Origin of the sequence: Prevotella multiformis, from assembly GCF_018127985.1 — a bacterium.
In the GTDB taxonomy this organism is placed as follows: Bacteria; Bacteroidota; Bacteroidia; order Bacteroidales; family Bacteroidaceae; genus Prevotella; species Prevotella multiformis.
The window spans coordinates 858510-885272 of the sequence record NZ_CP072358.1 but is presented as its reverse complement, the minus strand read 5'-3'; the positions used below and the strand labels follow the sequence as shown (position 1 = coordinate 885272).

Below are 26763 nucleotides of genomic sequence, written 5' to 3'. Positions count from 1 at the left end.
TTTGTCATTTGCACAAATTTTCACTCTCATTCTTTTGCCATGTCGGTATTTCATCGTAACTTTACGCCTCAAAACGCATAACTCAATGGAAGATTACGTACATCTGCACGTCCACACGAACTACTCCATCCTGGACGGACAGTCGAAGGTGACAAGGCTGGTCGACAAGGCCGTAGCCGACGGGATGAAAGGCATGGCCATCACAGACCACGGCGTGATGTTCGGCATCAAGGAGTTCTCGGACTACTGCGCCAAGGTCAACAAAGGCAGGAAGGAGAAGGGCGAAGCGCCTTTCAAGCCGGTCTTCGGCTGCGAGATGTACGTCGCCCGCCGCACGATGCGCGACAAGGACAAGGGCATGCACGACAACTCGGGCTATCACCTCATCGTGCTGGCGAAGAACTACCATGGTTACAAGAACCTCATCAAGCTCGTGTCGAAGGCATGGGTGGACGGCTACTATTACAAGCCCCGCACCGACCGGGAACAGCTCGAGAAGTACCACGAGGACCTGATCGTCTGCTCGGCCTGCATCGCCGGCGAGATACCCAGCAAGATCATCCACGACGACATAGAGGGGGCGAGGGAGGCCTGCGAATGGTACCACCGCGTCTTCGGCGACGACTTCTACCTGGAGCTGCAGCGGCACGAGGTGAAGGACCCGGCGCTGGCGGCCAACCGCGAGGCCTACCCGCTGCAGCAGAAGGCCAACAGGGTGCTGCTGCGCTTCGCCAGGGAGTACGGCATCAAGGTCATCTGCACCAACGACTGCCACTTTGAAGACAAGGAGACCGCCGAGGCACACGACCACCTCCTGTGCATCTCGACGAACGAGGATCTGGACGACCCGAAGCGGATGCGCTACTCCAAGCAGGAGTGGTTCAAGACCCGCCAGGAGATGAACGAGGTCTTCTCCGACATCCCCGAGGCACTGACGAACACGCTGGAGATACTCGACAAGGTGGAGATCTACAGCATCGACCACGGCCCGATCATGCCGTTCTTCCCCATCCCCGAAGACTTCGGGACGGAGGGAGAGTGGCGGGAGAAGTTCTCCGAGGACGACCTGTACCGGGAGTTCACGACCGACGAGAACGGCGAACATCCGCTTCCGCCCGAGGAGGGGCAGAAGGTCATCGCCCGGCTGGGCGGCTACGAGAAGATCTACCGCATCAAGTTCGAGGCCGACTATCTGGCGAAGCTGGCGTACGACGGAGCGAAGAAACTGTACGGCGACCCGCTGTCAGACGAGGTGAAGAACCATATCCGCTTCGAGCTGCACGTGATGAAGACCATGGGTTTCCCCGGTTACTTCCTCATCGTGCAGGACTTCATCAATGCCGCCCGCGAGAAGCTGGGGGTCATGGTGGGGCCGGGGCGCGGGTCGGCCGCCGGATCCGTGGTGGCGTACTGTCTGGGCATCACGAAGATCGACCCGCTGAAATACGACCTCCTGTTCGAGCGTTTCCTCAATCCCGACCGTGTCAACCTCCCGGATATCGACACCGACTTCGACGATGACGGACGCGGGAAGGTGCTGCAGTGGGTCATGGACAAGTACGGACACGAGAACTGCGCGCACATCATCACCTACTCCACCATGGCGACGAAGAACTCCATCAAGGATGTCGCCCGGGTGGAGAGGCTGCCGCTGGACGTGGCGAACGGCCTCTGCAAGGCGATTCCCGACCGACTGCCCGACGGCATGAAGATGAACCTGACGAACGCCATCAGGTGCACGCCCAGACTGCAGGATGCCGAGGTCAGCGAAGACGCCAGGGAACGGAACACCATCAAGTACGCCAAGATGCTGGAGGGTACGGTGCGCGGCACGGGCATCCACGCCTGCGGATTCATCATCTGCCGCAACCCCATCGACGACTGGGTACCGGTGTCGACGGCCTCCGACCCCGACTTCCCGGAGCAGAAAGTGCCTGTGACACAGTACGACGGACACGTGATCGAATCGACCGGGCTCATCAAAATGGACTTCCTCGGGCTGAAGACCCTCTCCGAGCTGAAGGAGGCCTGCAAGGTCATCAGGCAGACGACGGGCGACGTGGTCGACCTCGACAACATCCCGATCGACGACGAGCTGACCTACCGGCTCTATCAGCGCGGACAGACCGTCGGCACCTTCCAGTTCGAGTCGGCCGGCATGCAGAAGTACCTCCGGGAGCTGCACCCGACGGTCTTCGAGGACCTCATCGCCATGAACGCCCTCTACCGGCCGGGGCCGATGGACTACATCCCCGACTTCATCAAGCGCAAGCACGACCCTTCTCTGGTGAAGTACGACATCCCCTGCATGGAGAAGTACCTCAAGGACACCTACGGAATCACCGTCTACCAGGAGCAGGTGATGCTCCTCAGCCGCCAGCTGGCCAACTTCACGCGCGGCGAGAGCGATGCGCTCCGCAAGGCGATGGGAAAGAAGAAGAAGGCCATCGTAGACCAGATGAAGCCGAAGTTCATACGGCAGGGACAGGAGAACGGACACGACCCGCAGATCCTGGAGAAGATATGGAGCGACTGGGAGAAGTTCGCCAGCTACGCCTTCAACAAGTCGCACGCCACCTGCTATTCCTGGGTGGCCTACCAGACGGCTTACCTGAAGGCGCATTATCCCGCCGAATACATGGCCGCGCTGATGACGCGCCGTTTCAGCCAGATCACAGAGATCACGAAGCTGATGGAGGAGTGCAAGGCGATGAAGATCGCCACGCTCGGGCCGGATGTCAACGAGAGCCGGACGGGATTCGGCGTGAACGGCAAGGGCGAGATCCGCTTCGGACTGGCCGCCATCAAAGGGATGGGAGCCAGCGCCGCCGAGAGCATCGTCCGGGAACGGGAGGCGAACGGCCCCTACAAGGACATCTACGACTTCGCCGAGCGCGTCGACCTCAGCAACGTGAACCGGAAGGCCTTCGAGAGCCTGGCCTACAGCGGCGGCTTCGACAGCTTCGGCCTGCTGCGTGAACAGTACTTTGCCGAGACGGGGAAAGGAAGCCTGTTCCTTGACACCATCGTCCGCTACGGGCAGCTCTACCAGGCGGAGAAGGCAGAGCAGCAGAACTCCCTCTTCGGCGGCATGGATGCCGTAGAGGTAATGCACCCTGTCGCACCGAAGACCGAGAACTGGCCCGCCATAGAGAAACTGAACAAGGAACGCGAGCTGGTGGGCATCTACCTGTCGGCCCACCCGCTCGACGAATACAGCGTCATACTGAACAACATGTGCAACACCCGATGCCCGCAGATAGGGCGCGATGCCGACCTCGCCGCCCTCTCGGCGTTGGACGAGGTGACGTTCGGCGGCATCGTGACAGCAGTCAACGAACGGTTCTCGCAGAAGACCGGAAAGCCGTTCGGGTTCGTAACCATCGAGGACTTCAACGGCTCGGGCGAACTGGCGCTCTTCGGCGACGACTGGGCACGGTGGAACAACCTCCTGAAGGTGAACTACACCGTCTACTTCACGGCAAGATGCCAGCCCCGTTACCGCAACAATCCGTCGGTACTCGAACTGAAGGTGCAGAGCATCGAACAGCTTTACGACGTGAAGGCACACCGGCTGAAACGCTTTACCGTCTCCATGGACGCGGCCGCCATGGACGACGCGCTGGTATCGGAGCTGTCGACCGTCGTGGAGCAGCACAAGGGCAGCACGCAGCTCTTCATCCAGCTCCGCACGCCCGACAACACGACGGTCGTGCTGAAGAGCCGCGGCGGCGGGGTGAACGTAGACCGCAAGCTGGTCGACTTCATCGACGCCAATCAGAAGATGGAGTTCCACATCAACTGACGGGAGGCCGGTCTGGAGCCGGCAAGGCGCAGCGTGAGAAGAGGCTGCCGGAGGAAAGAAAGTGGCACGGTCTTTGATTGAAGACAAGAAAGAAGAATCATCACGATAATAAACAGAATCATAAAAAGAAGACAAACATGGAAGTAAAGATCACATCCGAGAATCTGGAGACTTACAAGAACGGCGATCTGCCGTTGGTAGTTGATTTGTGGGCACCCTGGTGCGGCCCCTGCAAGATGCTGGGTCCTGTCATTTCAGAACTGGCAGAAGCTTATGACGGCAGGATCGTCGTCGGCAAGTGCGACATCGAGGAGAACGATGACGTCGCCATCGACTTCGGCGTGCGCAACATCCCGACCATCCTCTTCTTCAAGGGAGGCAAGCTGGTCGACAAGTTCGTCGGCGCGGCTCCGAAGGATGTGCTGGACGAGAAGTTCAAGGCATTGCTGTAAGCCGCGGCATTGCGGATAAGCGGAAGCCCTGTCAGACAATCATTCCGGTGATTGCCCGGCAGGGCTTCCCTGTTTTCTCCATGTGGCGGAAGGTCTCCCGGGGGATTCCACCTGGTTCTTCCGAAACAGTCCACAGGTGAAAAAGATACCATATATACACCTTCGATCTCGCTGAACTCAAATTTGACACGAAGCCAGGCATACTTTCTGACCATCGTCCCAAACCTGTTACGCAACGGCTTCTCAACGTTCTCTCTATCCATATATTGCCGAGAGAGAGTTTAAGATTAATCTTTAAACACAGATTGCCTGTGAAACTCAAGATACTTTATACGCTTCTTGTCCATGGGACGCATCTGAATAAACTTATCATCTTCCTATCCTAATTGCTTACAAGTCCTGTTGGACAGGAAATCAGACACATGTACATGTCTGTCCTCAGTAAACGTGATGAAGCCTTGATCAAAAAGGCGGTCGTAAGTAGGTGTAAGCATATAGCCATTACAGGGGTCAACACGTTCCTTTTCATCTGCAACTGCCCAAGGCTTTATATGGCTCGCTATGAGCAGACGATCGTCTGCCACCATGGTAAATGGACAATAAGGGCATTGCTCCAGCAGCTTCTCACGGTATTTCTGCTGTCCCTCACGCCCTCGTCTGATGGTCACAGATTCCGTCCACTCCGATTCAGCAGAAAATCAAAAATGTTCAGGATGAGTATACCGTCATCATTGCGGAAAGTGGGCTGCGCGCCTCCTACGATGACAACTTTCTGAAAACTGTCTTTAATCTGTTTGAGCGATCGCAGTTCTTGTTCCGTTTTTTCTTCAGACGGCAAAGCATAAGCCGACTGGATGTAGATTCTGTCCTGTCCCCTGTTGCATACGAAGTCCACTTCAAGCTGCTTGCGTTGACTTATTCCATCTGCGTTTTTCGTATTTTGGGTAACCTGCCCTACATCCACCGAATAGCCACGCATCCGCAACTCATTGTATATAAGATTCTCCATCAAGTGTGTGTGCTCTGTCTGGCGGAAATTCAATCGGACATTGCGTAATCCCAAGTCCTCAAAATAGTATTTTGCCGGAGTATCAATGTACTTACGACCCTTGATGTCGTAGCGAACGGCACGCTCCATCAGGAAAGCGTCCTGCATATAGTCCAGATAAGCCTTGACGGTGTCTCTGGTGATGGTGCTCCGCTTTGCAGAACGGAAGGTGCTCGCTATTTTCTGCGGGTTGGTAAGGCTTCCGATGCTGCTTGCAATGACATCAATGAGCTCTTCCAGATCATCATCGTTTCGTATGCCATACCTTTCTTTGATGTCGATAAGGTAGGTGTTGGAGAAAAGCTGCTGCAGATAGTCCTTCTTCTGTTGCTCCGTGGGCATCGTGACCGTTTGGGGCAATCCTCCCAAAAGCATGTATTCATTGAGGTGCGTTTCCAAGAAAGGAGCGTCGGGCTTTACGGACATATATTCATTAAAGCTCAAAGGATGAATCCTCACCTCATCACCTCTACCACGAAAGGTCGTCACTACATCTTTTGAAAGGAAGCGTGCATTACTGCCCGTGACATACACATCTAATTGCGGATTTTTTAACAGTGTATTCAGCACCTCCTCAAAACGGTCAAGCAATTGTATCTCGTCTATGAGTATAAAGTATTCCCGCGTATCTGTTACCCTTTGGCTAATGTAATCCAACAAGGGTAAAGGGTTTCGATAACGCTCATTATAAATGTTCTCCAAATCCAACTTGATGATTTGGGTGTCATCTATCCCTTGTTCTTTGAGATACTGGCAGAAAAGTGTAAAGAGGAGATACGATTTGCCACTCCGACGCAATCCAGTAATGATCTTTATCATTCCATTGTGTCGTCGGTCAATTAACCTTTGCAGATATGTCGGTCGTTCTATCCTCATCCCTATTCGTTTTTTGTGCGTAAAGACGCATCCTCTACGACTGCAAAGATAGAGCTATTTTCTCACAACGTCAAGCCTTTATTCGTTTTTTCTGCGTAAATACGCATTAAACGATAAAACAGGATACATGCGATATCCGCTTGTTGTTTTCTGTTATATATCGTTCGACTGTTGCCATAACCGGGGACAGATTTACATAAAAACCGTGAATTATAAGCCAGCGGGATAAAGAAAATGCTTTATTCTTTAGAGGAAAGAAGAAAGATAGCCTCTCTTAGAGAACGTCTGTGCTTTTATAGGATTCTTTTCCTTCTTCCGGCATCTTTCGTGATCAAATTTTCATGCCTGCATAGAATGTCCTGTTGCGGATAACCACTCACGATGTAAACGGCCGTCAACTGCATTGCAACCAAGGCTTACTTAGGGCTCAATCAGGCGTTAGTTGCAGTGCAAGTAAGCACCTGTTCGATTGCGGTCTGCAACCTACTGTGAGACAGACTGATACAAAAGAGAAGGGAACGAAGCGGCCAGGACGGCCGGCAGGCTTCCGCACACGGTCTGAAACGCAGTCTGCCCGCAGGCACACGACCGGCCGCAACCGGCATCCCCATTATTAGGTATTTAGCCTGTCGGGAATGGCCGTTCTGATTTTTTTCATTACCTTTGCCTGTCAAGCCGGACGAAGCCCTGCGCAGCGGACAGGAGCAGGACGGCGGACGGACAGACACCGCCGCATGCGGCGGCCGCAAGGCCGGAGCAGCGGCAAGAAGCAAAGGAGGAGACGGCGGCGGAACCATTCTTCCGGATGAGGGACGCTGCAGGCCGGATCACAGAATCAGGAGCTTATGAAACTATCAGAATTAAAGACCGGCGAGACCGGCGTCATCGTGAAGGTATCGGGACACGGCGGATTCCGGAAACGCATCATCGAGATGGGGTTCATCAAGGGCAAGGCCGTCGAGGTGCTGCTCAACGCCCCCCTGCGCGACCCCGTGAAATACAAGATCATGGGCTATGAAGTCAGTCTGCGCCACAGCGAGGCCGACCAGATCGAAGTGCTCTCGGAGGAGGAGGCCCGCAGGCTGGAGAAAGCAGAGGTCCGTACGGCCCGCAACGCCGCCCTGCCTGCCGACCCCGGAGACGGCAGCGACAAGGAGCTGACCCCCGCCGAGCTGTCGGATGCCGCCGACCGCAAGAGCCGTACCATCAGCGTGGCACTCGTGGGCAACCCGAACTGCGGCAAGACATCGCTCTTCAACTTCGCCTCCGGGGCACACGAGCGGGTGGGCAACTACTCGGGCGTGACGGTCGACGCGAAGGTGGGCCACGCCGCATACGACGGCTATCAGTTCAACCTCGTCGACCTCCCCGGCACGTACAGCCTCTCGGCCTACAGCCCGGAGGAACTCTACGTGCGCAAGCAGCTCGTAGACAAGACGCCGGACATCGTCATCAACGTCATCGATTCGTCCAACCTGGAGCGCAACCTCTACCTCACCACGCAGCTCATCGACATGCACGTCCGCATGGTCTGCGCACTCAATATGTTCGACGAGACCGAACAGCGCGGCGACAACATCGACGTGCGGAAGCTCTCCGAGCTGTTCGGCGCGCCGATGGTGCCGACGGTGTTCACCAGCGGACGCGGCGTGAAGGAGCTTTTCAGGCAGGTCATCGCCGTCTACGAGGGGAAGGAGGACGAGTCGCCCTGCTTCCGCCACATCCACATCAACCACGGACACGAGATAGAGAACGGCATCGGGGAGATGCAGGAGCACCTGAAGAAATACCCCGAGCTGCGCCAGCGGTATTCCACCCGCTACCTCGCCATCAAGCTCCTCGAGCACGACAAGGACGTGGAGCAGCTCATCGCACCGCTGGGCGACTCGGCCGAGATCTTCCGGCACCGCGACACCGCCGCCGCACGCGTGAAGGAGGAGACGGGCAGCGACAGCGAGACGGCCATCATGGATGCCAAGTACGGCTTCATCCACGGCGCGCTGGAAGAGGCGGGCTTCTCCACGGGCGACAAGAAGGACACGTACCAGACGACACACCTCATCGACAAGGTGCTCACGAACAAGTACCTCGGCTTCCCCATCTTCTTCCTGATCCTGCTGGTGATGTTCACCGCCACGTTCGTCATCGGGCAGTACCCGATGGACTGGATCGACGCCGCCGTCAGCCGGCTGGGCGGCTTCATCGCCACCCACATGCCCGACGGACCGGTGAAGGACATGCTCGTAGACGGCGTCATCAGCGGCGTGGGAGCGGTCATCGTCTTCCTGCCGCAGATCCTGATTCTCTACTTCTTCATCTCCTACATGGAGGACAGCGGCTACATGTCGCGCGCCGCCTTCATCATGGACCGCCTGATGCACAAGATGGGACTGCACGGAAAATCGTTCATACCGCTCATCATGGGCTTCGGCTGCAACGTGCCGGCGGTGATGGCGACACGCACCATCGAGAGCCGGCGCAGCCGCCTGGTGACGATGCTCATCCTGCCGCTGATGAGCTGTTCGGCGCGCCTGCCGATCTACGTCATGATCACCGGCTCGTTCTTCGCCATGAAGTACCGGTCGCTCGCCATGCTCTCCTTATATATAATAGGTATCGTGATGGCGGTCGTCATGAGCCGTCTCTTCTCGGTCTTCGTCGTCAAGGGCGAGGACACGCCGTTCGTGATGGAGCTGCCGCCTTACCGCTTCCCGACGTGGAAGGCCATCGGACGGCACACCTGGGAGAAAGGCAAGCAGTACCTCAAGAAGATGGGAGGCATCATCCTCGTGGCATCTATCATCGTATGGGCACTGGGCTACTTCCCCCTGCCCGACGACCCGCACATGGACCGGCAGGCACGGCAGGAACAGAGCTACATCGGACGGCTGGGCAAGACGGTAGAGCCGCTGTTCCGGCCGCAGGGATTCAACTGGAAGCTGGATGTGGGACTGCTGGCCGGCGTGGGGGCGAAGGAAATCGTGGCCTCGACGATGGGCGTGCTCTATTCCGATGACGACAGCTTCTCCGACGACAACAGCTACAGCGACGAGACGGGCAAATACACCAAGCTGCACCGCCTCATCACGCAGGATGTCGCCAAGCTGCACGGCATCAGCTACCGTGAGGCAGAACCGGTCGCCACGCTGACGGCGTTCTGCTTCCTCCTCTTCGTACTGCTCTATTTCCCCTGCATCGCCACCATCGCCGCCATCAAGGGCGAGACCGGCAGCTGGCGGTGGGCGCTCTTCGCCGCCGGCTACACCACCGTGCTGGCCTGGGTGGTCAGTGCCGCCGTGTTCCAGGTGGGAATGTGGATGATGTGAGGAATCTCCCCAAGCCCCTCCGAAGGAGGGGATGCGGCGGGTAAGGTGGGATAAGGCTTATCCCCGCTTACCACCGCCTATCACCGCTTACCACCGCCTACCCTCGCTTATTGCCGCCTATCACCGCCTCCCCCTCTCCTACCCCCACAACATTTTTTCGTTTTTTTCTTGGTTCTTTTATAAATATTCGCTACATTTGCACCCAACGGCAGTAACAAAGCATAAAGAAACCTAAACAATCACGCTTCAATGCCGGAATATCGACGAGGTGCTGCCGCACCCCCATGATACCCGCATCTGCCGCCGCATCATGCCGTCCGCCCTGTGCGCCTCCAGGAAAGGAGGAGGAAGATGCCTTGAAAACAATGCCTTAGTAAACAAATCAGTTAATTTTAAAAAATCTATGGAGAAAAGATTTGCGCTCTTTTTGTTTGGGCTCGTCCTGTCAATCGGCACGGCGTTCGGTCAGACAAAGATCAATGGTACTGTATTTTCTCAGGACGATGGCGAACCCATCATCGGCGCATCCGTCATGGTACAGGGTACCACGGCGGGAACCGTCACCGACATCGACGGAAAGTTCACGCTGGACGTGCCTGCAGGAAAGAAAGTCGTAGTCAGTTACATCGGCATGGTCACGCAGACCCTCACGCCCAAGGACGGCATGAAGGTGGGCCTCACCAACGACAACCACCAGCTCACGGAGGTCGTCGTGACGGGTATGACCCAGCAGGACAAACGCCTCTTCTCGGGTGCCGCCACGAAGATCGACGCCTCGAAGGCGAAGCTCGACGGCATGGCCGACGTGAGCCGGTCGCTCGAAGGCCGCGCCGCCGGCGTGAGCGTCCAGAACGTCTCGGGTACGTTCGGAACGGCACCGAAGATCCGTGTGCGCGGCGCCACGTCCATCTACGGTTCGTCGAAGCCGCTGTGGGTGGTCGACGGAGTCATCATGGAAGACGTCACCGAAGTCGATGCCGACAACCTCTCCTCGGGTGATGCTGCCACGCTGATTTCGTCAGCCATTGCAGGACTGAATGCTGACGACATCGAGAGTTTCCAGATTTTGAAAGACGGTTCGGCAACTTCCATCTATGGAGCACGTGCCATGGGTGGTGTGATCGTCGTCACGACGAAGAAGGGCAAGGCCGGCAGCAACCGCATCAGCTACACCGGAGAATACACCATGCGGCTCCGCCCGAGCTACTCGCAGTTCAACATCATGAACTCCCAGGAGCAGATGGGCATCTACAAGGAGATGGCCGCAGACGGACTGTTCTCCTTCTCGCGTACGCTGCGTGCATCCACCAGCGGTGTCTACGGGAAGATGTACAACCTCCTCAACACCTACGACACCACCAACGGCCGCTTCGGCATCGCCCACAACGACGACGCCATCAACGCCTACCTCCGGGAGGCGGAAATGCGCAACACCAACTGGTTCAAGGAGCTGTTCAGCAATTCCATCTCGATGAACCACTCCATCTCCATGTCGTCGGGTACGGACAAGGCGCAGTACTACACCTCCTTCTCCTTCATGGATGACCCCGGATGGGCCGAGCAGAGCAAGGTACGCCGTCTGACCTACTCCATCAACGCCAACTACAACATCAGCAAGAAGGTGACGCTGAACCTCATCGGCAACACCGCCTACCGCAAGCAGCGGGCACCGGGATCGGTCAACCAGGACGTGGATGTCGTGTCGGGGGCAGTGAACCGCAACTTCGACATCAACCCCTATTCCTACGCCATCAACTCCTCGCGGGCCCTGGATCCCAACACGTTCTACGTGCGCAACTACGCACCGTTCAACATCCACCACGAGCTGGCGAACAACTTCATCGACTTCGATGTCCTCGACCTCAAGATGCAGGCGGAACTGAAGTACAAGCCCATCAGCAAAGTGCAGCTGTCCGTGCTGGGGGCCTACAAGTACTCCATCACCTCGCAGGCCACACAGATCCGTGAGGGCTCCAACATGGCGATGGCCTACCGTGCCATGGACGATGCCACCATCCGCAACGCCAACCCCTGGCTCTACCTCGACCCCGACCAGCCCAACTCGCTGAAGTTCTCGGTGCTGCCGAAGGGTGGATTCTACGACGAGACGAAGTACCGCATGAACAGCTGGGACTTCCGTGCGACGGCAAGTTACAACGACGTCTTCAACGAGCGGCACATCGTCAACTTCTACGGCGGTATGGAAATCAACAACACCGTCCGCACGCAGAGCTACTTCGAGGGTGTGGGCATGCAGTACGGCATGGGCTATCTCCCCAATTACGATTACCATTACTTCAAGCATGCCATCGAGGACAACAACCTGTACTACGACCTCTACAACTCGTACAACCGCGATGTCTCCTTCTTCGGGACGGCCAACTACTCCTGGAAAGGACGCTATGCCGCCAACTTCACCACACGCTACGAGGGCAGCAACCGCCTCGGAAAGGCGCGCACGGCACGATGGCTGCCTACGTGGAACATATCCGGCGTGTGGAACGCACATGAAGAGCCGTGGTTCCAGAAGACCTTCAAGAACGCCATGACCCACGCCACGCTGCGCGCTTCCTACTCGCTGACGGGCGACAAGCCGGCCGTCACCAACTCGCAGGTCATCATCCGAAGCTCGAACATCTGGCGGCCCTTCGCCGTCGACAAGGAGACGGGACTCTACATCTCCCGCTTCGCCAATCCCGACCTGACCTACGAGAAGAAGCACGAGTTCAACATCGGCATGGACCTCGGCTTCCTCAACAACCGCCTGAACGTCGTCTTCGACTGGTACACCCGCAACAACTACGACCTCATCGGGCCGCGCACGACGAACGGCACGAAGGGTACGATCACCGAATATGCCAACGTGGCCAGCATGAAGTCGCACGGAGAGGAGCTTTCCATCTCGAGCAAGAACATCCTGACAAAGAACTTCCAGTGGACAACCGACTTCATCTTCTCCCACGTGAAGACACGCGTCACCGACCTCGACAGCCGCTCGCGCATCATGTCGATGGTCAGCGGGTCGGGATTCACCATGGTGGGCTATCCCTACCGCGCCCTCTTCTCCTGGGAGTTCAAGGGACTCAACAAGCACGGCATACCGCAGGTCATCAACCAGGACGGTGAACTCACCACCAGCGGCGTAGACTTCCAGAGCTACGACCTCGACCACCTGAAGTACGAAGGCCCTACCGACCCGACCGTCACCGGCTCCTTCGGCAACACCTTCTCCTACAAGGGCTGGCACCTGAGCATCTTCACCACCTACGCCTTCGGCAACAAAGTGCGCCTCGACCCCTTCTTCAGCACGAGCTACTCGGATATGTCCGCCATGCCCAAGGAGTTCCGCAACCGATGGACAAAGACCGGCGACGAGGCCCACACCACCATCCCCGCCATCGCCGACCTACGCTCCATCCAGCAGGACGGCTATCTGCACCGTGCCTACAACGCATACAACTACTCTACAGAGCGCATCGCCAAGGGCGACTTCATCCGCATGAAGGAGATTTCCCTGGCGTATGACTTCCCCGCACAGCTGATCCGGCACATCGCACTCAGCTCGATGAGCCTGAAGCTGCAGGCGACCAACCTCTTCCTGATCTACTCTGACAAGAAACTCAACGGACAGGATCCGGAGTTCTTCAATTCAGGAGGCGTGGCCCTGCCTGTACCCCGCCAGTTCACCCTGACGCTGCGGCTTGGAATCTGATACATACAAAAACAATAAGGAGAAAACGAAAATGAAAAAGATAAGTGTTTTGCTTCTGGGGGCAGGCCTCCTCGGTCTTTCCTCCTGCAACGATTTCCTGGACCGTCTGCCTGACGACCGTGCCGAGGTGAACGACTTTGAGAAAGCGACGCAGCTCGTGTCCTCCGCCTACTCCACAGCCTCCCCGGCCTTCATGATGGAGTGGAGCAGCGACAACGTCACCGACAACGGAAAGACCTTCTACTACCAGACCGACCAGGACCAGGTGTACCGCTGGAAGGCGGTCAACACGACCGGAAACGACGACCCGCAGCACGTATGGGGCTACGCCTACTACGCCGTCGGCAACGCCAACCAGGCGCTGGAAGACCTCGGCAAGGTGAAGAGCGGCAACATCGAAGCCGTACGCGCCGAGGCGCTGCTCTGCCGGGCATGGGCGGTCTTCAGCATCGCCAATGCCTTCTGCATGGCCTACGACGAGTCGAAAGCCGACCAGTATCTCGGACTGCCTTACCCCAAGGAGGCGAACCGGTCGGTGGACAAGCGGGGGACGCTGCGCGAACTCTACGAGAACATCAACGCCGACATCGAGGCGGCACTGCCCCACGTCAGCGACGAGTACATGACGGTGCCCAAGTATCACTTCAACCCGCGGGCCGCCTATGCCTTCGCCGCACGCTTCAACCTCTATTACCACAAGTGGGACAAGGCACTGGAGTATGCCACCAAGGCACTCGGCACGCAGCCGGCGTCGCTCATGCGCACCGTCTCGCACTACAAGAGCCTGTCGGGCGGCCGCCGCGAAATACACAACAACTACATCAGTTCCAGCGAGAATGCCAACTTCATGCTCCAGACGGCGGTCTCTTACCTCGGGTATGCGACCACCTCAGGCGCCTTCAACCGCTACAACTACGCCAACTACCTCGTCGACCGAGAGCTGTACTGGGCGGAGATGCCCTGGGGCACCGGCTCGATCAACAACACGCTCTATGAGACGAAGCTCCTCTACGGACCCAACCAGGTGGTTGTCTATCCGAAGCTGGCGGACGAATGGGAATACACCAATGCCGCCAAGACGAGAGGCTACATCCATGTCGTCGATCCCGTCCTCACGGCTGACGAGACCCTCCTCGTGCGTGCCGAGGCGGAGATCCTGCTGAAGAAATACACCGAGGCGCTGGCCGACATGAACACATGGGTGTCCGTACACTGTGCCCCGTCTTCCGGTACGGCGACACGTCCGACGCTGACCATCGCCTCCATCAAGGCGTTCTTCGACAGCCAGGAAACGGTGCCGGAGAAGATGGAAAGCAAAGACCAGATGGGCGTCAAGAAGGCACTGCACCCACAGGGATTCACGATTGACGAGACCCAGACCAACCTGCTCTACGCCCTGCTGCAGATGCGCCGGCTGGAGACCTGCATGCAGGGACTGCGCTTCATGGACCTCAAACGCTACGGCATCGCCTTCACCCATCTGCTCGACGGCGAGAACCCCATCTACTTCAAGACGGGCGACCTCCGCGGCGCCCTGCAGCTGCCGGGCGACGTCATCGAGGCCGGAATGGAACCTAACCCACGAGAAAATTAAACAAAAGGAGGACTATACGTATGAAAACAATAAAATTCCTGCTCATGGCAGTCGTCGTAGCCCTGGCTGCCGCCTGTTCAAACGACGATGTCGACACGTCCCGCTCCATCTTCCAGAAAGGAGAGGCAAAGGCGGACAGCACGGCTTTCGACAAATGGCTGCGGAAGAACTTCGCCGACCCGTACAACATCCGGTTCGACTACCTTTACATCGACCAGAACAGCGATATGTCATACAACGTCAGTCCGGCGGACATCAAGAAGTCCATCGCCCTGGCAAAGATCATCAAGCACGTGTGGCTCGACGCCTATACCGAACTGATGGGTCCCGACTTCCTCAAGCAGCACTGCTTCCGTGAGTTCCAGCTCATCGGGTCGGCGGAATACACCAGCAACGGCTCCATCGTACTGGGATTCGCCGAGGGCGGCATCCGTGTCAACCTCTTCCAGGTGAACGCACTCGACCCCGCCCACATCTACATCGAGCAGACGACGCCTTACGGCACGTCGGACGCCTTCGACCTGAACCGGGCCTACTTCCACACGATGCACCATGAGTTCGCACACATCCTGACCCAGCTCAAGGACTACTCGACCGACTTCCGCGGCATCTCCGCCGGCAAGTACCACACGGCCGACTGGGTGAACGTGAAGGACCTGAACTCGGGAGCGGAAGGATTCGTCACGGGCTATGCCAGCAGCGAATACAACGAGGACTTCGCCGAGGTCTTCTCCTGCTACGTGACCGACACCGATGCCATGTGGCAGAAACGGCTCGCACAGGCCGTCACGGCAGCCAACGGCGACGAGAGCGGCAAAAAGGCCATCCTTGCCAAGCTGAGCATCATCCGCACCTACCTGAAGGATGCGTGGGGCGTGGACATCGACAAGCTGCGCACCATCGTGCTGCGCCGTGCAAGCGAAGTAAGCACACTGGATCTGGAAACATTAAATTAAGACTTAAGTTATGAAAAAGACATATCGATTACTGTTTGCATTGACGGCACTCGTCTTCACGGCTTCCTGCACGCCGGAGGTGGAGGATGCCTTCGACAAGCCGTCTCCCGACCGCATCGCCGAGGCGATCAGCGAGACAAAGGATATCCTCACGGCTGCCCCGAACGGATGGAAAATGGCTTATCAGGGCTCCGGCGGATTCGGCGGATTCAACATCCTCTGCAGATTCGACAAGGAGGACAACGTGTTCTGCGAAGAGGAAAGCGATCACGCCAAGGGCACCTCGCACTACACCGTACAGCAGGGACAGGGCGTGCTGCTGTCCTTCGACTCCTTCAATGCCGCCCTGCACAAGTATTCAGACCCTGTCGGGAAGATCAACGGGAAGGCTGTCGGCAAGGACGGGAAAGGCTTCCAGGGCGACTTCGAGTTCCGCGTCATGTCCTACACGAAGGACAGCATCGTCCTGAAAGGGCGCAAGCACGGCGACCGGGTCGTCATGACCCCTATGCCGGAAGACCTCACGTGGGACAGCTTCTTCACGCAGATTGCCACCGTTGCGTCGGGCATGAGTTCCGAACGCTACAACATCATCATCGACAAGGACACGCTGCCTGCCAGGATGAACCTGCATACCCTGCACACGACGGACAAGAACGGAAAGGCCGTCGCCATTCCGTTCATCTACACGCCGCAGGGCATCGAGGTGCTGAAGGCCGACTCGCTGAACGGAAGGAAACTGACGGCATTCACCTATTCCACAGACGACAAGTGGGTCGACCCCGACGACAAGAGCGTCATGCTGTCCCCGCGCGACATCACGCCGCTCGAAGCTTTCTTCAGCGACAACTGGACCATCAACGTGGGTTACAGCAGCACGGCGGAGATGAACGTATGGAAGGCCGCCGCCGCCTATGCCGCAAGCAAGAACATGGAGATCGTCACGGTCTTCTTCAGCACTACACCGGGCTTCCTGAGCCTGTCATCCTATGTGGGCGACTACTGGGGCAACCTCCGCACGCTCTACAGCACCAGCGGGAAGAACCAGATCACCATCAAGGGCTTCAGGCCCAATCCGAAAGGTACGGCCAACGAGAGGAACGGTGCCGTTTTCTACAACCAGTACAAGCTGAAGGACATCGCCAATACCTTCCTCGTCAACGGACAGGCGACAGACTATACACTGTCGATCGACGACCCGAAGCATCCGCTGTGGCTGCGCATGACGAGCAACAGCCACGACGAGGTGTCCTTCGTCTTCTACAGAGGAATCTGGAGCGCAGACTTCTGACACCCCATCCCCCGGAAGAAAGAACCAACGGGACAAGGAAGACGGACAGGAGGGATGACAGGGAACAACACAGACGGGAATCTCTGCAGAACTCCTCCGCAAGCAAATCACAGGGTATAGGGCTTTGCCGATACCCATTATAACAGGAAAGCCCTGTCAGACTCGGACGGCGAGTTTTGACAGGGTTCTTTTTGGTCCTTCCGTTAAATGCGCGGATGCTTTCCGTATGGCTTCAACGGAAGTACCGGAGTGATTCATCCAACGAAAACATAGCCAAGGCTGTCAACTGCCTGTTCTGTCATCATCCTTTGATACAAAAACCTTTTCAGTTTAATATGCCGGGAATACAGACAGGGTTTTGAAAAACCATTACATAATTCCAGACAGATCATCTGAAAATATAAAAAAAACGTGCAAAAAGCAGGTCTGTAACCGGCAGTCTATCAACTGGTTGTCACTTCATTTCTGAAAGGTGCCTGATTGGACTTCAAAAGGGCGTTGGCAACACGCTGAAAGAGCACCTTCTGCAGGCCAGTCAGGCATCTTTTAGAAGCCAGAAGGGCATGTGCTGCTTTGCGCTGCATGAAAACAGTTTACAAATACCGGCGGCATGGGAATCGGCTGTCTGCAGAAGACGGAAAGGCCTGCCGATGGACCGGCATCGTATCAATCTGCCTTTCCTGCATCTTACCTTGCAGCTCATCCCCCTTTGCAAGGCTCCGTCTGATTCTGGACGGTCATGCCCTGCAGGCGTAGAAGCCTTTCTTCTGTTTCCCATCTACGCATTGACCGGAAAAACCGGAAAGTCCATTTCAAAACCCGTCTGTGGGCAGAGAAATGGACTTTTCCTTGTTTTCTGAAAATTCAACTTACACGCCGGAAGCTGTCAGGCCGCCGCTTTGCATTCTGTCTCCTCAGGGACGATTCCCTTTTCAGAACCCTCCCCCCATAGGCGGACGACCGCCAGGCCCCGGCCCGCCCGGTCTCATGCCCGGCCCGCGATGGTCGAAAGGCGGCGCATCCTTCGGTCTCGGCATGGCATTCCTGCCGCCGAACAGGTTCAGCCGGTAGGTGGCACGCAGCATGATGTAGCTGTTGATACTGTTGTACTCCGTGTCGGTACGGCTCACGGCGCTGATGACCCGCGACAGATTGCTCTGCCGGTGCAGGATGTCATAGAACTGCAGGCTGACCGTCAGCGCATTGCCTTTCAGCAGGCTCTGCGACAGCTGTGCATTCCACAGCAGCTCGTTCGTGTTCAGCGAGGCGTCGCTGTAACCGCGGCGGCTGGTCTGGTGAAGGTCGGTCGACAGGCTCATGTTCCACGGCAGGCTCAGGCTCAACGTGCCGCCGTAGGCAAACTGCCAGGTATGCAGGTTGCTGAAGCTCTGCAGGTTGTTCTTCGTCCGGGTGAAGTCGGCCGACCCGTCCAGCTCCAGTTCCAGCCAGCTGTTGCGGTAGCTGCCGGCGAGGCGTTCGCCCAGCGTCAGCGATTTCGTGATGTTCTTCTGCAGACTGCTTGCGAAGTCCGGCTGCAGAAAGCTGACGTATCGGTTGAAACCGGCACGCGTGAAGGTATGGAAGTTCCATACACCGGCCGAGTCGATGCTCGTATTGTACATCACCGCCGCATCGGCGTCCCAGTTTCCGTCCACGTTCACGGGTTTCACCGTACGTGCTCCGCTCGCCGCATCATAGCTGACGCTGTTGCCGATGGCGTTGCGTGTGGCGGAGAAGTTGGCAAAGGTCATCAGCGCCTGTGCATGGCTCTGCCGGAAGGTGTTGTAGAAGAGTCGGAAACGGTGGGTGAAGGCCGGTTTCAGTCCGGGGTTACCGACGGAGATGTTCTGCGGGTCGGTATTGTCGGTGATGTTGAGCAGCTGGCTCATCGTCGGCTGTGTCGCCGTCCCCTTGTAATTGATGCGCAGGTTGCTCTGCTCGCTGAAACGGTAACGGAAGTCGAACGTCGGGCTCCAGTTCACCACCGTCCGTGCCGTGTCGACGTGTACACCGAGATAATCCTGCCTATAGGTGGAACGCTGGGGCTGCAGCATCACGCCCACGTTCATCTTCCACCTGCTGCGGATCATGCGCAGCATCACCTGCACGTCGTGTGTGTAGGTGCGGTATTCCGAACAGCGGCTCAGACTGCCGTCCAGGTAACTGTCCACCGGCTGCGCCAGCAGACCGAAATAGCTGTTCCACGAGCGGTAAGCCGGATGCACACCGCTGAATGTCGCTGCGGGCAGTGCCGAGAAATCGTAGGTGTCGCGGTTGCTCTTCGAGAAACCGTACTTGAACTGATAGCTGAACTGCAGGTAGGTCTTCCGGGCTATCGGCTCGCTGTAAGTCGCCTGCACGGCATAATCCCAGCTCTTCGTCGGCATGAGGTTGAACCGGTACGCCCGGTAGGTGGAATCGTTGCCGAGTGCGTCCCGCAGCTGGAAATACTGGAGGTCCTGTGTCGAGAAAGTCCTGGAGTCGGCATCCGTATAGTCGCCGTCCATGCGCAGCGTCACGTTCCGTCCCTTTTTCCCCAGCCGGCGGTTCACCTGCAGCATCGCCCCCAGCGAGGTGTTGTCGCCGTAGGTGATGGTCGTGTTCTGCTGACTGTTCACCATCAGTCCCCTGGCTTTGAGCTGTGCGATGGCCGCTGCCGACAAGGGGTCGTCGACGGTCCCGTAAGGGTCGGCGCTGTAGGCGGCCGACGTGCTGACAGTCTGTCCGTCGTTCCTGCCGACCTGTATGTTCGGGCGGAACATGATGTTCCAGACCGAATCGGGCCGCCACTCCAGACGGAACCGGCCGTCCCACGAGTCAGTCCGGGTGTACTGCTGTGAGAGGCGGTTGGAGAAAGAGCCCTGCTGCGCCACGAAGTTCTCCGCTGCGATGCGTGCGTTCAGGTCGCCGTCGGCATGATTCCACCGCACACTGCCGTCCCACTGCAGCGACTGTCCGTTGTCGTAGTTCATGTTCAGGCCGACCATCTTCGTCGCATTCAGTCCCTGCCGTACACCGCCGAAGCCGCCGCGCGGTCCGCCGCCGAAGCCCATGTCGTTGACGTTGTTCGCCGAGACGAATCCCATCATCCGGAACTTGTCGTTGAAGTAGGCCGCCATGCCGCGTTCAGAATAACGGTGCTTCGTCCCGATTCCGAGGTCGATATTGGAGAAAAGTCCCTTGTTCATCCCCTGCTTCACGCCGAAGTCCAGGACCGTAGACTCGTTGCCGTCGTCGATGCCCGTCACACGGGTGAGGTCGCTCTGCTGGTCGTAGGCCTTTATGGTCTGTATGATGGAAGCGGGGAGGTTCTTCATGGCGGTCTTCGTGTCGCCCGCCATGAATTCCTTTCCGTTGACGAGAATCTTCTTCACCTCCTTGCCGTTGATCTTGATCGTCCCGTCGTCCGACACCTCTGCCCCGGGCAGCTTCTTCACCAGTGCCTCGATGGTCGAGCCCTCCGGTGTGCGGTAGGCCGAGGCGTTGTATTGGAAGGTGTCGGCCTTCACGACCACCTTCGGCGCGCTCGCCACCACCTTGACCTCCTTCAACATGTGTGTGTCTGTCTGGAAGTCAAGCTGTCCGACGGAGACATCCTGCTCATTGGCAATCGTCACGTTCTGGAAGATCGTCCTGTAGCCTACATACGATGCCTTCAGGATGTACCGTCCGTTTGCCGGGGCGGTGACCTTGAACGTACCGGTCTCGTCGGAGGTGGCTCCTACTACGTAACTGCTGTCCTGCTTCAGCAGCTGGACGACGGCAAAGGGCACGTGTTCCTTCATCTCTCCGTCATAGAGTGTTCCTGTAATTGTCCTGTTCTGTGCCAGCATCACCATGGAGGCGGAAAGCAGGAGGACAAGTGTCAACAGTCTTTTTACCATAAATGTCTTCTTTTTGATGATCTAAACGTGAAATATGACGTCTGAGAGAGGATAAGGTTTAATCAAGGGGGGAGTTTTTCAGGGGGTGATAGGCGGGGAGGGGGGATGATGGGCGGGGATAAGAGGGGGACGGGGAGGGGCGATGATGGGCAATGATAAGCGGGGATAGAAGGGGATAGAAGGGGATGGGCGGGGATAGACAACAGGAAAACATCACGGTGTGTTGCCGCCGGTCTACTCTTCGATTTCAGACAGACTTTTCACGAAGTTGCGGAAGAAGTTGCTGGTGGTCTCGACAGGGGCATAGCCCACGTAACGCAGACTCCGGCTGAGGTTGCGACGGAGAACGGCATTGTTGTTCTGCACGAAGCCGGCGGAGTTCTGCCTGAAATGCCACTCCTGCGCCGTGTCCTTCGCCAGGTCCGACACGCTGCGGAGGGTCAGCCGGTATGCCTTCGGGTCGCTCTTGGTGACGAAAGGCAGCTCGTCCTGCTCGAAGCCGAAGACCGATATGAGGACGTTGCCCTGCAGTTCCGCCATCCCGTGCAGCTGCAGAGCCGTCAGCCAGTTGTCGAGTTTCACGAAGTCCACCTTGTCGCCGCGTGTCCGGAGGTATTCGCCCATCGTGATGATTCCCCCCAGGTTCATCCCCCGTGTGAACATCACCTCGGAGTTGGAGACAATGAGCTTCAGCATATCGAGCGCCTCCACAGAGGTGTCGATGCTGTGCAGTTCGTTGTAGATGAGATTCTTCAACCGCCGGTTCAGAAAGGCATTGCTGAGCCTGACGGTCTTCGGAATCCTCGCCGCCAGCGACTTGCGCTCGTCCTGCCTTCCCCTGAGGTCGGCGATGATCCCCTCCGGAAGGTTCAGTCCCTCGTCCATGGCATGCTGGGCAATGCCGTTGATGAAGACCGGCATGACCTGCTGCGCCTCCACCATCTGCATGAGCCTCCGCCACTTGAAAGGCGACATCGGTTCGATGCTCGACTGCGTGCCGAACGCTCCTGAGCAGAGGATGCGGAAGAAATTACGCTGTATGATGTCCATTGAAGAAGAATCGATTGTCTGCATGATGATAGGCGATGATAAGCGGGGATGGGCGATGATGGGCGATGATAGACGGTAATAAGAAGGGATGAGAGAGGGACGCTATGAGTAGCGGCGGGGATAATGGAAGAGGATCGACAGCAGGGCTGCGATGCCCAGCGCCATGGGATAATACAGATAAGGAATGATGCTCACGGGATTGAGCTTGGCCAGTCCGGCAGCCATCAGCAGCTGCGCGCCGTACGGAATCAGCCCCTGGACGCAGCAGGAGAAGGTGTCAAGGATGCTGGCCGCCTTGCGCCTGTCCACGCCGTACCGGTTGCCGATCTGCCGTGCTATGCCGCCCACGGTGAGGATGGCCACCGTGTTGTTGGCCGTGCAGATGTCCACCAGACTCACGAGGAAGGCAATGGTCAGCTCCGCTCCCTTCTTGCTGCTGACGTGGCGTGTGATGATGCGGATGAGATAGTCGATGCCGCCGTTCTCACGGATGATTTCCAGCATTCCGCCTGCCATCATCGTGATGATGATCAGTTCGCCCATGCCCGTGATGCCTGTCCCCATGCTCGAGAACCAGCCGAAGACATCGTAAGTGCCGTCGACGATGCCGATGACGCCTGTCAGGGTGATGCCGATCGTCAGCACCGCCATGACGTTCATGCCGAAGACGGCACAGAGGAGGACGGCCATGTACGGGATGATTTTGTAAATGCTGACAGATGCCGCCTGCCCCGTCGTATGCAGGTCTTCGCCCATGAAGACATAGACAAGGAGGATGAGGACGGCCGCCGGTGCGGTGATGAAGAAGTTGACCTTGAACTTGTCGGCCATCTTGCACTCCTGCGTCCGTGTGGCGACGACCGTCGTGTCACTGATGAAGGAGAGGTTGTCGCCAAAGAACGACCCGCCTGCCACCACCGCCACGACGAAGGGCAGCGAACTGCCTGTCGAGGCGGCGACACCGGCAGCGATGGGCGTCAGGGCGACGATGGTCCCGACACTCGTCCCGATGCTGATGGAAATGAAGCAGGCGGCAAGGAAAAGCCCCGGCAGCAGCAGATTGCCCGGCAGGACCGACAGCGTCAGGTTGACGGTGGCGTCGATGCTGCCCATCTCTTTGGCCGAATTGGCGAAAGCCCCGGCAAGCACGAATATCCAGAGCATCATCATCATGTTGTCCGTACTGGCTCCCTTGCTGTAGATTTCGATGCGCTTCGAGAGCGGATAGCCTCCGGAGACGGCGATGGCGAAGATGCTGGAGACCATGAATGCCACGGTAATCGGCACCTTGTAGAAGTCGCCGGACACGATGGACGTGACCAGATAGAGCACGATGAATACCATGAGCGGACTCAGGGCGAGGAGGCCTTTTTTGTTTTCTGTCATTGGGGGGATATTTGTGGGAGGGGATAAGCGATGATAGGCGGGGATGGGCGATAATAAGCGGGGATAGGCGATGATAGGCGGGGATAGGCGATGATAGGCGGGGATAGGCGATTATAAGAGAGGATAAGCGATTACAAAAGGGGGAGAGGGGATGCCGATCAGCCCCAGGAGCGGTGGTAGAAGTCGATGTTCTCGGGGGTCAGCAGGTCGATGGGCATGTAGTTGACCGGCTCCACCTTCTTCTTCAGCACGATGGCATGGAAGAGGGAATCGACGCTGAAGAACCCCTGCTGGTAGGCATGCTGTGCGATGAGGAAGAAGATGCTCCCGGCCCGCAGGCAGTCGGCATTCTTGTGCACCATGTCGTAGCCCATGATCTGCACATTGCGGCGTCCGGTCTTCAGGAGGAACTCGCCCACGATGTGCGCCTTGGAGTTCAGCGTGATGCAGTGCCTTACCTCCGGATGGGCAGAGAAGAACTTCTCCAGGATGCGGTCGTAGCGCTTGCGCTCCTCGTCCAGCGGCAGGTTCACCTCGAGGATTTCCGTTTCCGGACAGTTCTCTTCCATGTAACGCCGGAATCCCACCTCCCGGTTCTCCTGCTGGCGGCTCGCCATCTTCCCGTCCTTCGTCTGCTTCATGAGCATGACCGGCCGCTCCTTTCCCGCCACGAGCATGAGCATCCTCGCCGCGAACCGTCCGCTCTGGATGGAGTCCTGTCCGTAGAACGACAGCGGCTGCAGGGACGGCATATAGGAATCGAGCAGGATGAAGGGGATGTTGCGTTCGTGCAGTTCGTCGGTGAAGGGACGCGTCAGCTCCAGCGTCGTAGGGACGAGAATCACGCCGTCCGGGTTCTTCTTCAGGCACTTCTGATAGGTCGTGATAAAGGAATGGGAGTCCAGCCGGCTGTAATACATGATTTCCAGGTCGACGTCAAAGTCCCTGCGCATCTCGACCGCCTTCAGTGCCCCCGTCTCTATCTCCTCCCAGTAAGTCTCGCTGGCATGCTTCGGCAGGAGACAGTAGAAGGTATAGCTCTTGTTGTAGGCCAGCGCACTGGCATAGACGTTGGGCTGGTAGTCCATCTCCTTGAGCACCTTCTCCACCCGCTTCAGGGCCGCCGCCGACACGTTGGGGCGTTTGTGCAGCACCCTGTCAACCGTCCCGACACTTACGCCGGCGCGCTCCGCGATGTCTTTGATTCTGATCTTTTCCGCCATAGGTAGAAAGGGATAAATGATTTCACCTTACACGGTGCAAAATTACGAATAATTGTTGGAATGCGTGTAGTCACAGACATTATTTTGCAGCAGAAGGCGCACGGAGGAGAGACGGAAAGGGGGAAGGAACAGCAGGCGGGGATGCCACCAGTGGCATCCCCGCCTGTTCGTTATCAGGGAAACAGATCGCCCGGAAACCGGCAGACCGCCGTCTGACGGCCGGCAGGCAGCTTCCTGAAGACCGGCGACCTGTCATCCGAAGTTGTCGTACATGATGGCATCCTGGTCTACGCCCAGACTGTCGAGATAGTCGGTGACGGTCTTGATGAGCATGGGAGGTCCGCAGAGGTAATACTCGCAGTCCTCGGGTGCTTCATGCTTGCTGAGGTATTCGTCACGGATGCAGTTGACGGCGAAACCGGTGTAGTACTTCACGCCGGCCTCATCGGCCTTCGGGTCCTGACGGTCGAGCGAGAGGTGGAAGTGGAAGTTAGGATATTCCTTCTCCAGTTCCCAGAAGTCCTCGAGGAAGAACGCCTCGCCGAGCGAGCGTGCCCCGTAGAAGAAGTGCATCTCACGGTCGCGCACGTGCAGCGTCTTGGTCATGTGCATGATCTGCGCCCGCAGCGGAGCCATGCCGGCGCCGCCGCCGATCCATATCATCTCCTTCCCGGAAGTGAAGTTGGGATGGAAGTCGCCGTAAGGGCCGCTCATCATCACCTTGTCGCCCGGTTTGAGTGAGAAGATGTACGACGACCCGATGCCCGTCGGCACGTCCTGGAAGCCCACCTGCGGGCGCGGCAGGAACGGTGTCGAGGCGATGCGGACGGTCAGCATGATGATGTCGCCCTCGGCCGGATAGTTCGCCATGGAATAGGCACGGACGGTCGGTTCGGGGTTGTGTGCCTTGAGCGAGAGGATGTTGAACTTCTTCCACGGCCCGAGGTACTCCTCGCCGATGTCGTTCTTGTCGAAGTCCTTGTCGTAGTCGATGCAGTCGTAGGCCGGAATCTTGATCTGCGCGTAGGACCCGGGGAGGAAGTCCATGTGCTCGCCCGGCGGCAGCGCCACCTTGAACTCCTTGATGAAGCTGGACACGTTCTTGTTGGAGATGACGGTACACTCCCACTCCTTGACGCCCATGACCGACTCCGGCACCTTCAGCGCCATGTCGCCCTTCACCTTGCACTGGCATCCGAGCCGCCAGTGGTCCTTGATTTCCTTGCGGCTGAAGTGCGGACGTTCGGAGTCGAGTATCTCGCCGCCGCCTTCCACCACCTGTACCTTGCACTGTCCGCAGCTGGCCTTGCCGCCGCAGGCCGAAGGCAGGAAGACGCCGTTCTCGTTCAGCGTCGCCATGACGGAGCTGCCCTGGTCGACGGTCAGCTGCCTGTCGCCGTTGATGGTTATCGTCACCTTTCCGCTCGGGCTGAGGTACTTCTTCGCCACGAGCAGGAGGATTACCAGCACGAGGATGGTAATCAGGAATACCGCAATACTTGTTGTTATGAATTGTCCCATGATTGTTCGCTTAGATTTTAAGACCTGAGAAGCACATCATTGCCATTGCCATCAGTCCTACGGTGATAAAAGTGATGCCCAGTCCCTGCAGCGGCTTGGGCACGTCGGAATATTCCATCTTCTCGCGGATGGCGCCCATCGCCACGATGGCCAGCGTCCAGCCGAGGCCGGAGCCGAGGCCGTAGACGAGCGCGTCCCACACGGAGCCGATGTACTGCGTGCTCGAAGGGTCGAGGCCGATGCGCTGCTGCATGAAGAGCGACGCGCCCATGATGGCGCAGTTGACGGCGATCAGCGGCAGGAAGATGCCCAGTGCGCCGTAGAGGGAGGGCGAGAACTTCTCCACCGCCATCTCCACGATCTGCACGATGCCGGCGATGACCGCAATGAAGAGGATGAAACTGAGATAGGTCAGGTCGACGCCGTCGGCCAGACAGTCGGATCCGAGCACTTTCGTCAGCAGCAGGTAGTTGACCGGCGTGGTGACGAGCAGCACGAAGGTGACGGCTGCACCCAGCCCGAGCGATGTCTTCACGTTCTTCGACACGGCGAGGAACGAGCACATGCCGAGGAAGAAGGCGAATATCATGTTGTCCACGAAGATGGACCGGAAGAATAAACTGATAAGATGTTCCATAA

At 57.6% G+C, this 26763-nt stretch carries 15 protein-coding genes; 7 read left to right on the top strand and 8 right to left on the bottom strand.

The window, feature by feature from the left end:
* Positions 1-85 precede the first annotated feature (85 nt).
* Positions 86-3805 (top strand): DNA polymerase III subunit alpha, encoded by a 3720-nt coding sequence (gene dnaE, locus J4864_RS09755; protein WP_211814734.1) that lies wholly within the window; start codon positions 86-88, stop codon positions 3803-3805.
* A gap of 137 nt (positions 3806-3942) precedes the next feature.
* Entirely contained in the window at positions 3943-4257 is a 315-nt protein-coding gene (trxA, locus tag J4864_RS09750) for a thioredoxin (RefSeq protein ID WP_211814733.1), read from the top strand.
* A gap of 377 nt (positions 4258-4634) precedes the next feature.
* On the opposite strand, the gene J4864_RS09745 is transcribed toward trxA, so the two are convergent.
* Entirely contained in the window at positions 4635-4925 is a 291-nt protein-coding gene (locus J4864_RS09745; protein WP_211814732.1) for an HNH endonuclease, read from the bottom strand.
* Positions 4922-6181: an ATP-binding protein gene (locus J4864_RS09740; protein WP_211814731.1), complete on the bottom strand. Its 1260-nt coding sequence runs from the start codon at positions 6179-6181 to the stop codon at positions 4922-4924. Before J4864_RS09740 ends, J4864_RS09745 begins: the two co-directional genes overlap by 4 nt.
* Positions 6182-7026: 845 nt before the next feature.
* Here J4864_RS09740 and feoB point away from each other — a divergent pair.
* The 5 genes from feoB (at position 7027) to J4864_RS09715 (ending at position 17060) form a co-directional block, all read left to right on the top strand.
* On the top strand, positions 7027-9507 hold the full coding sequence (feoB, locus tag J4864_RS09735; protein WP_211814730.1) for a ferrous iron transport protein B: 2481 nt from the start codon (positions 7027-7029) through the stop codon (positions 9505-9507).
* Between the two features lie 403 nt (positions 9508-9910).
* Positions 9911-13219, top strand: coding sequence for a SusC/RagA family TonB-linked outer membrane protein (locus J4864_RS09730; RefSeq protein WP_211814729.1), 3309 nt, complete (start codon positions 9911-9913; stop codon positions 13217-13219).
* A 31-nt stretch (positions 13220-13250) separates the two neighbouring features.
* On the top strand, positions 13251-14813 hold the full coding sequence (locus J4864_RS09725) for a RagB/SusD family nutrient uptake outer membrane protein (RefSeq protein WP_040554427.1): 1563 nt from the start codon (positions 13251-13253) through the stop codon (positions 14811-14813).
* A 20-nt stretch (positions 14814-14833) separates the two neighbouring features.
* Positions 14834-15769: a zinc-binding metallopeptidase gene (locus J4864_RS09720; RefSeq protein ID WP_004353573.1), complete on the top strand. Its 936-nt coding sequence runs from the start codon at positions 14834-14836 to the stop codon at positions 15767-15769.
* A gap of 10 nt (positions 15770-15779) precedes the next feature.
* On the top strand, positions 15780-17060 hold the full coding sequence (locus tag J4864_RS09715) for a DUF4302 domain-containing protein (RefSeq protein WP_211814728.1): 1281 nt from the start codon (positions 15780-15782) through the stop codon (positions 17058-17060).
* Between the two features lie 932 nt (positions 17061-17992).
* Here the strand turns inward: J4864_RS09715 and J4864_RS09710 are convergent.
* The 6 genes from J4864_RS09710 to nqrE form a co-directional block, all read right to left on the bottom strand.
* Complete coding sequence (locus J4864_RS09710; protein WP_211814727.1) at positions 17993-20944, bottom strand: TonB-dependent receptor; 2952 nt, start codon at positions 20942-20944, stop codon at positions 17993-17995.
* Positions 20945-21178: 234 nt separating this feature from the next.
* Positions 21179-21994 carry a hypothetical protein gene (locus tag J4864_RS09705; RefSeq protein WP_211815411.1) on the bottom strand — a complete coding sequence of 272 codons (816 nt, stop codon included), beginning with the start codon at positions 21992-21994 and terminating at the stop codon, positions 21179-21181.
* Positions 21995-22096: 102 nt separating this feature from the next.
* Positions 22097-23380, bottom strand: coding sequence for a Na+/H+ antiporter NhaC family protein (locus J4864_RS09700; RefSeq protein WP_211814726.1), 1284 nt, complete (start codon positions 23378-23380; stop codon positions 22097-22099).
* 158 nt (positions 23381-23538) lie between these two features.
* The gene (locus tag J4864_RS09695; protein WP_211814725.1) at positions 23539-24603 is read right to left on the bottom strand and encodes a LacI family DNA-binding transcriptional regulator; all 1065 of its coding nucleotides are present in this window, start codon (positions 24601-24603) and stop codon (positions 23539-23541) included.
* 252 nt (positions 24604-24855) lie between these two features.
* The gene (nqrF, locus tag J4864_RS09690; RefSeq protein WP_007367092.1) at positions 24856-26124 is read right to left on the bottom strand and encodes an NADH:ubiquinone reductase (Na(+)-transporting) subunit F; all 1269 of its coding nucleotides are present in this window, start codon (positions 26122-26124) and stop codon (positions 24856-24858) included.
* A 10-nt stretch (positions 26125-26134) separates the two neighbouring features.
* A complete protein-coding gene (gene nqrE / locus J4864_RS09685; protein ID WP_211814724.1) occupies positions 26135-26761 on the bottom strand; it encodes an NADH:ubiquinone reductase (Na(+)-transporting) subunit E in 627 nt (208 codons plus the stop codon).
* Between the last annotated feature and the right edge of the window lie 2 nt (positions 26762-26763).

Excerpts from the sequence above, each read along its gene's own strand:
- dnaE (WP_211814734.1), top strand. The coding sequence starts at position 86 with ATGGAAGATTACGTACATCTGCACGTCCACACGAACTACTCCATCCTG.
- trxA (WP_211814733.1), top strand. The coding sequence starts at position 3,943 with ATGGAAGTAAAGATCACATCCGAGAATCTGGAGACTTACAAGAACGGC.
- J4864_RS09740 (WP_211814731.1), bottom strand. The coding sequence starts at position 6,181 with ATGAGGATAGAACGACCGACATATCTGCAAAGGTTAATTGACCGACGA.
- feoB (WP_211814730.1), top strand. The coding sequence starts at position 7,027 with ATGAAACTATCAGAATTAAAGACCGGCGAGACCGGCGTCATCGTGAAG.
- J4864_RS09730 (WP_211814729.1), top strand. The coding sequence starts at position 9,911 with ATGGAGAAAAGATTTGCGCTCTTTTTGTTTGGGCTCGTCCTGTCAATC.
- J4864_RS09725 (WP_040554427.1), top strand. The coding sequence starts at position 13,251 with ATGAAAAAGATAAGTGTTTTGCTTCTGGGGGCAGGCCTCCTCGGTCTT.
- J4864_RS09720 (WP_004353573.1), top strand. The coding sequence starts at position 14,834 with ATGAAAACAATAAAATTCCTGCTCATGGCAGTCGTCGTAGCCCTGGCT.
- J4864_RS09715 (WP_211814728.1), top strand. The coding sequence starts at position 15,780 with ATGAAAAAGACATATCGATTACTGTTTGCATTGACGGCACTCGTCTTC.
- J4864_RS09710 (WP_211814727.1), bottom strand. The coding sequence starts at position 20,944 with ATGGTAAAAAGACTGTTGACACTTGTCCTCCTGCTTTCCGCCTCCATG.
- J4864_RS09705 (WP_211815411.1), bottom strand. The coding sequence starts at position 21,994 with ATGGACATCATACAGCGTAATTTCTTCCGCATCCTCTGCTCAGGAGCG.
- J4864_RS09700 (WP_211814726.1), bottom strand. The coding sequence starts at position 23,380 with ATGACAGAAAACAAAAAAGGCCTCCTCGCCCTGAGTCCGCTCATGGTA.
- J4864_RS09695 (WP_211814725.1), bottom strand. The coding sequence starts at position 24,603 with ATGGCGGAAAAGATCAGAATCAAAGACATCGCGGAGCGCGCCGGCGTA.
- nqrF (WP_007367092.1), bottom strand. The coding sequence starts at position 26,124 with ATGGGACAATTCATAACAACAAGTATTGCGGTATTCCTGATTACCATC.
- nqrE (WP_211814724.1), bottom strand. The coding sequence starts at position 26,761 with ATGGAACATCTTATCAGTTTATTCTTCCGGTCCATCTTCGTGGACAAC.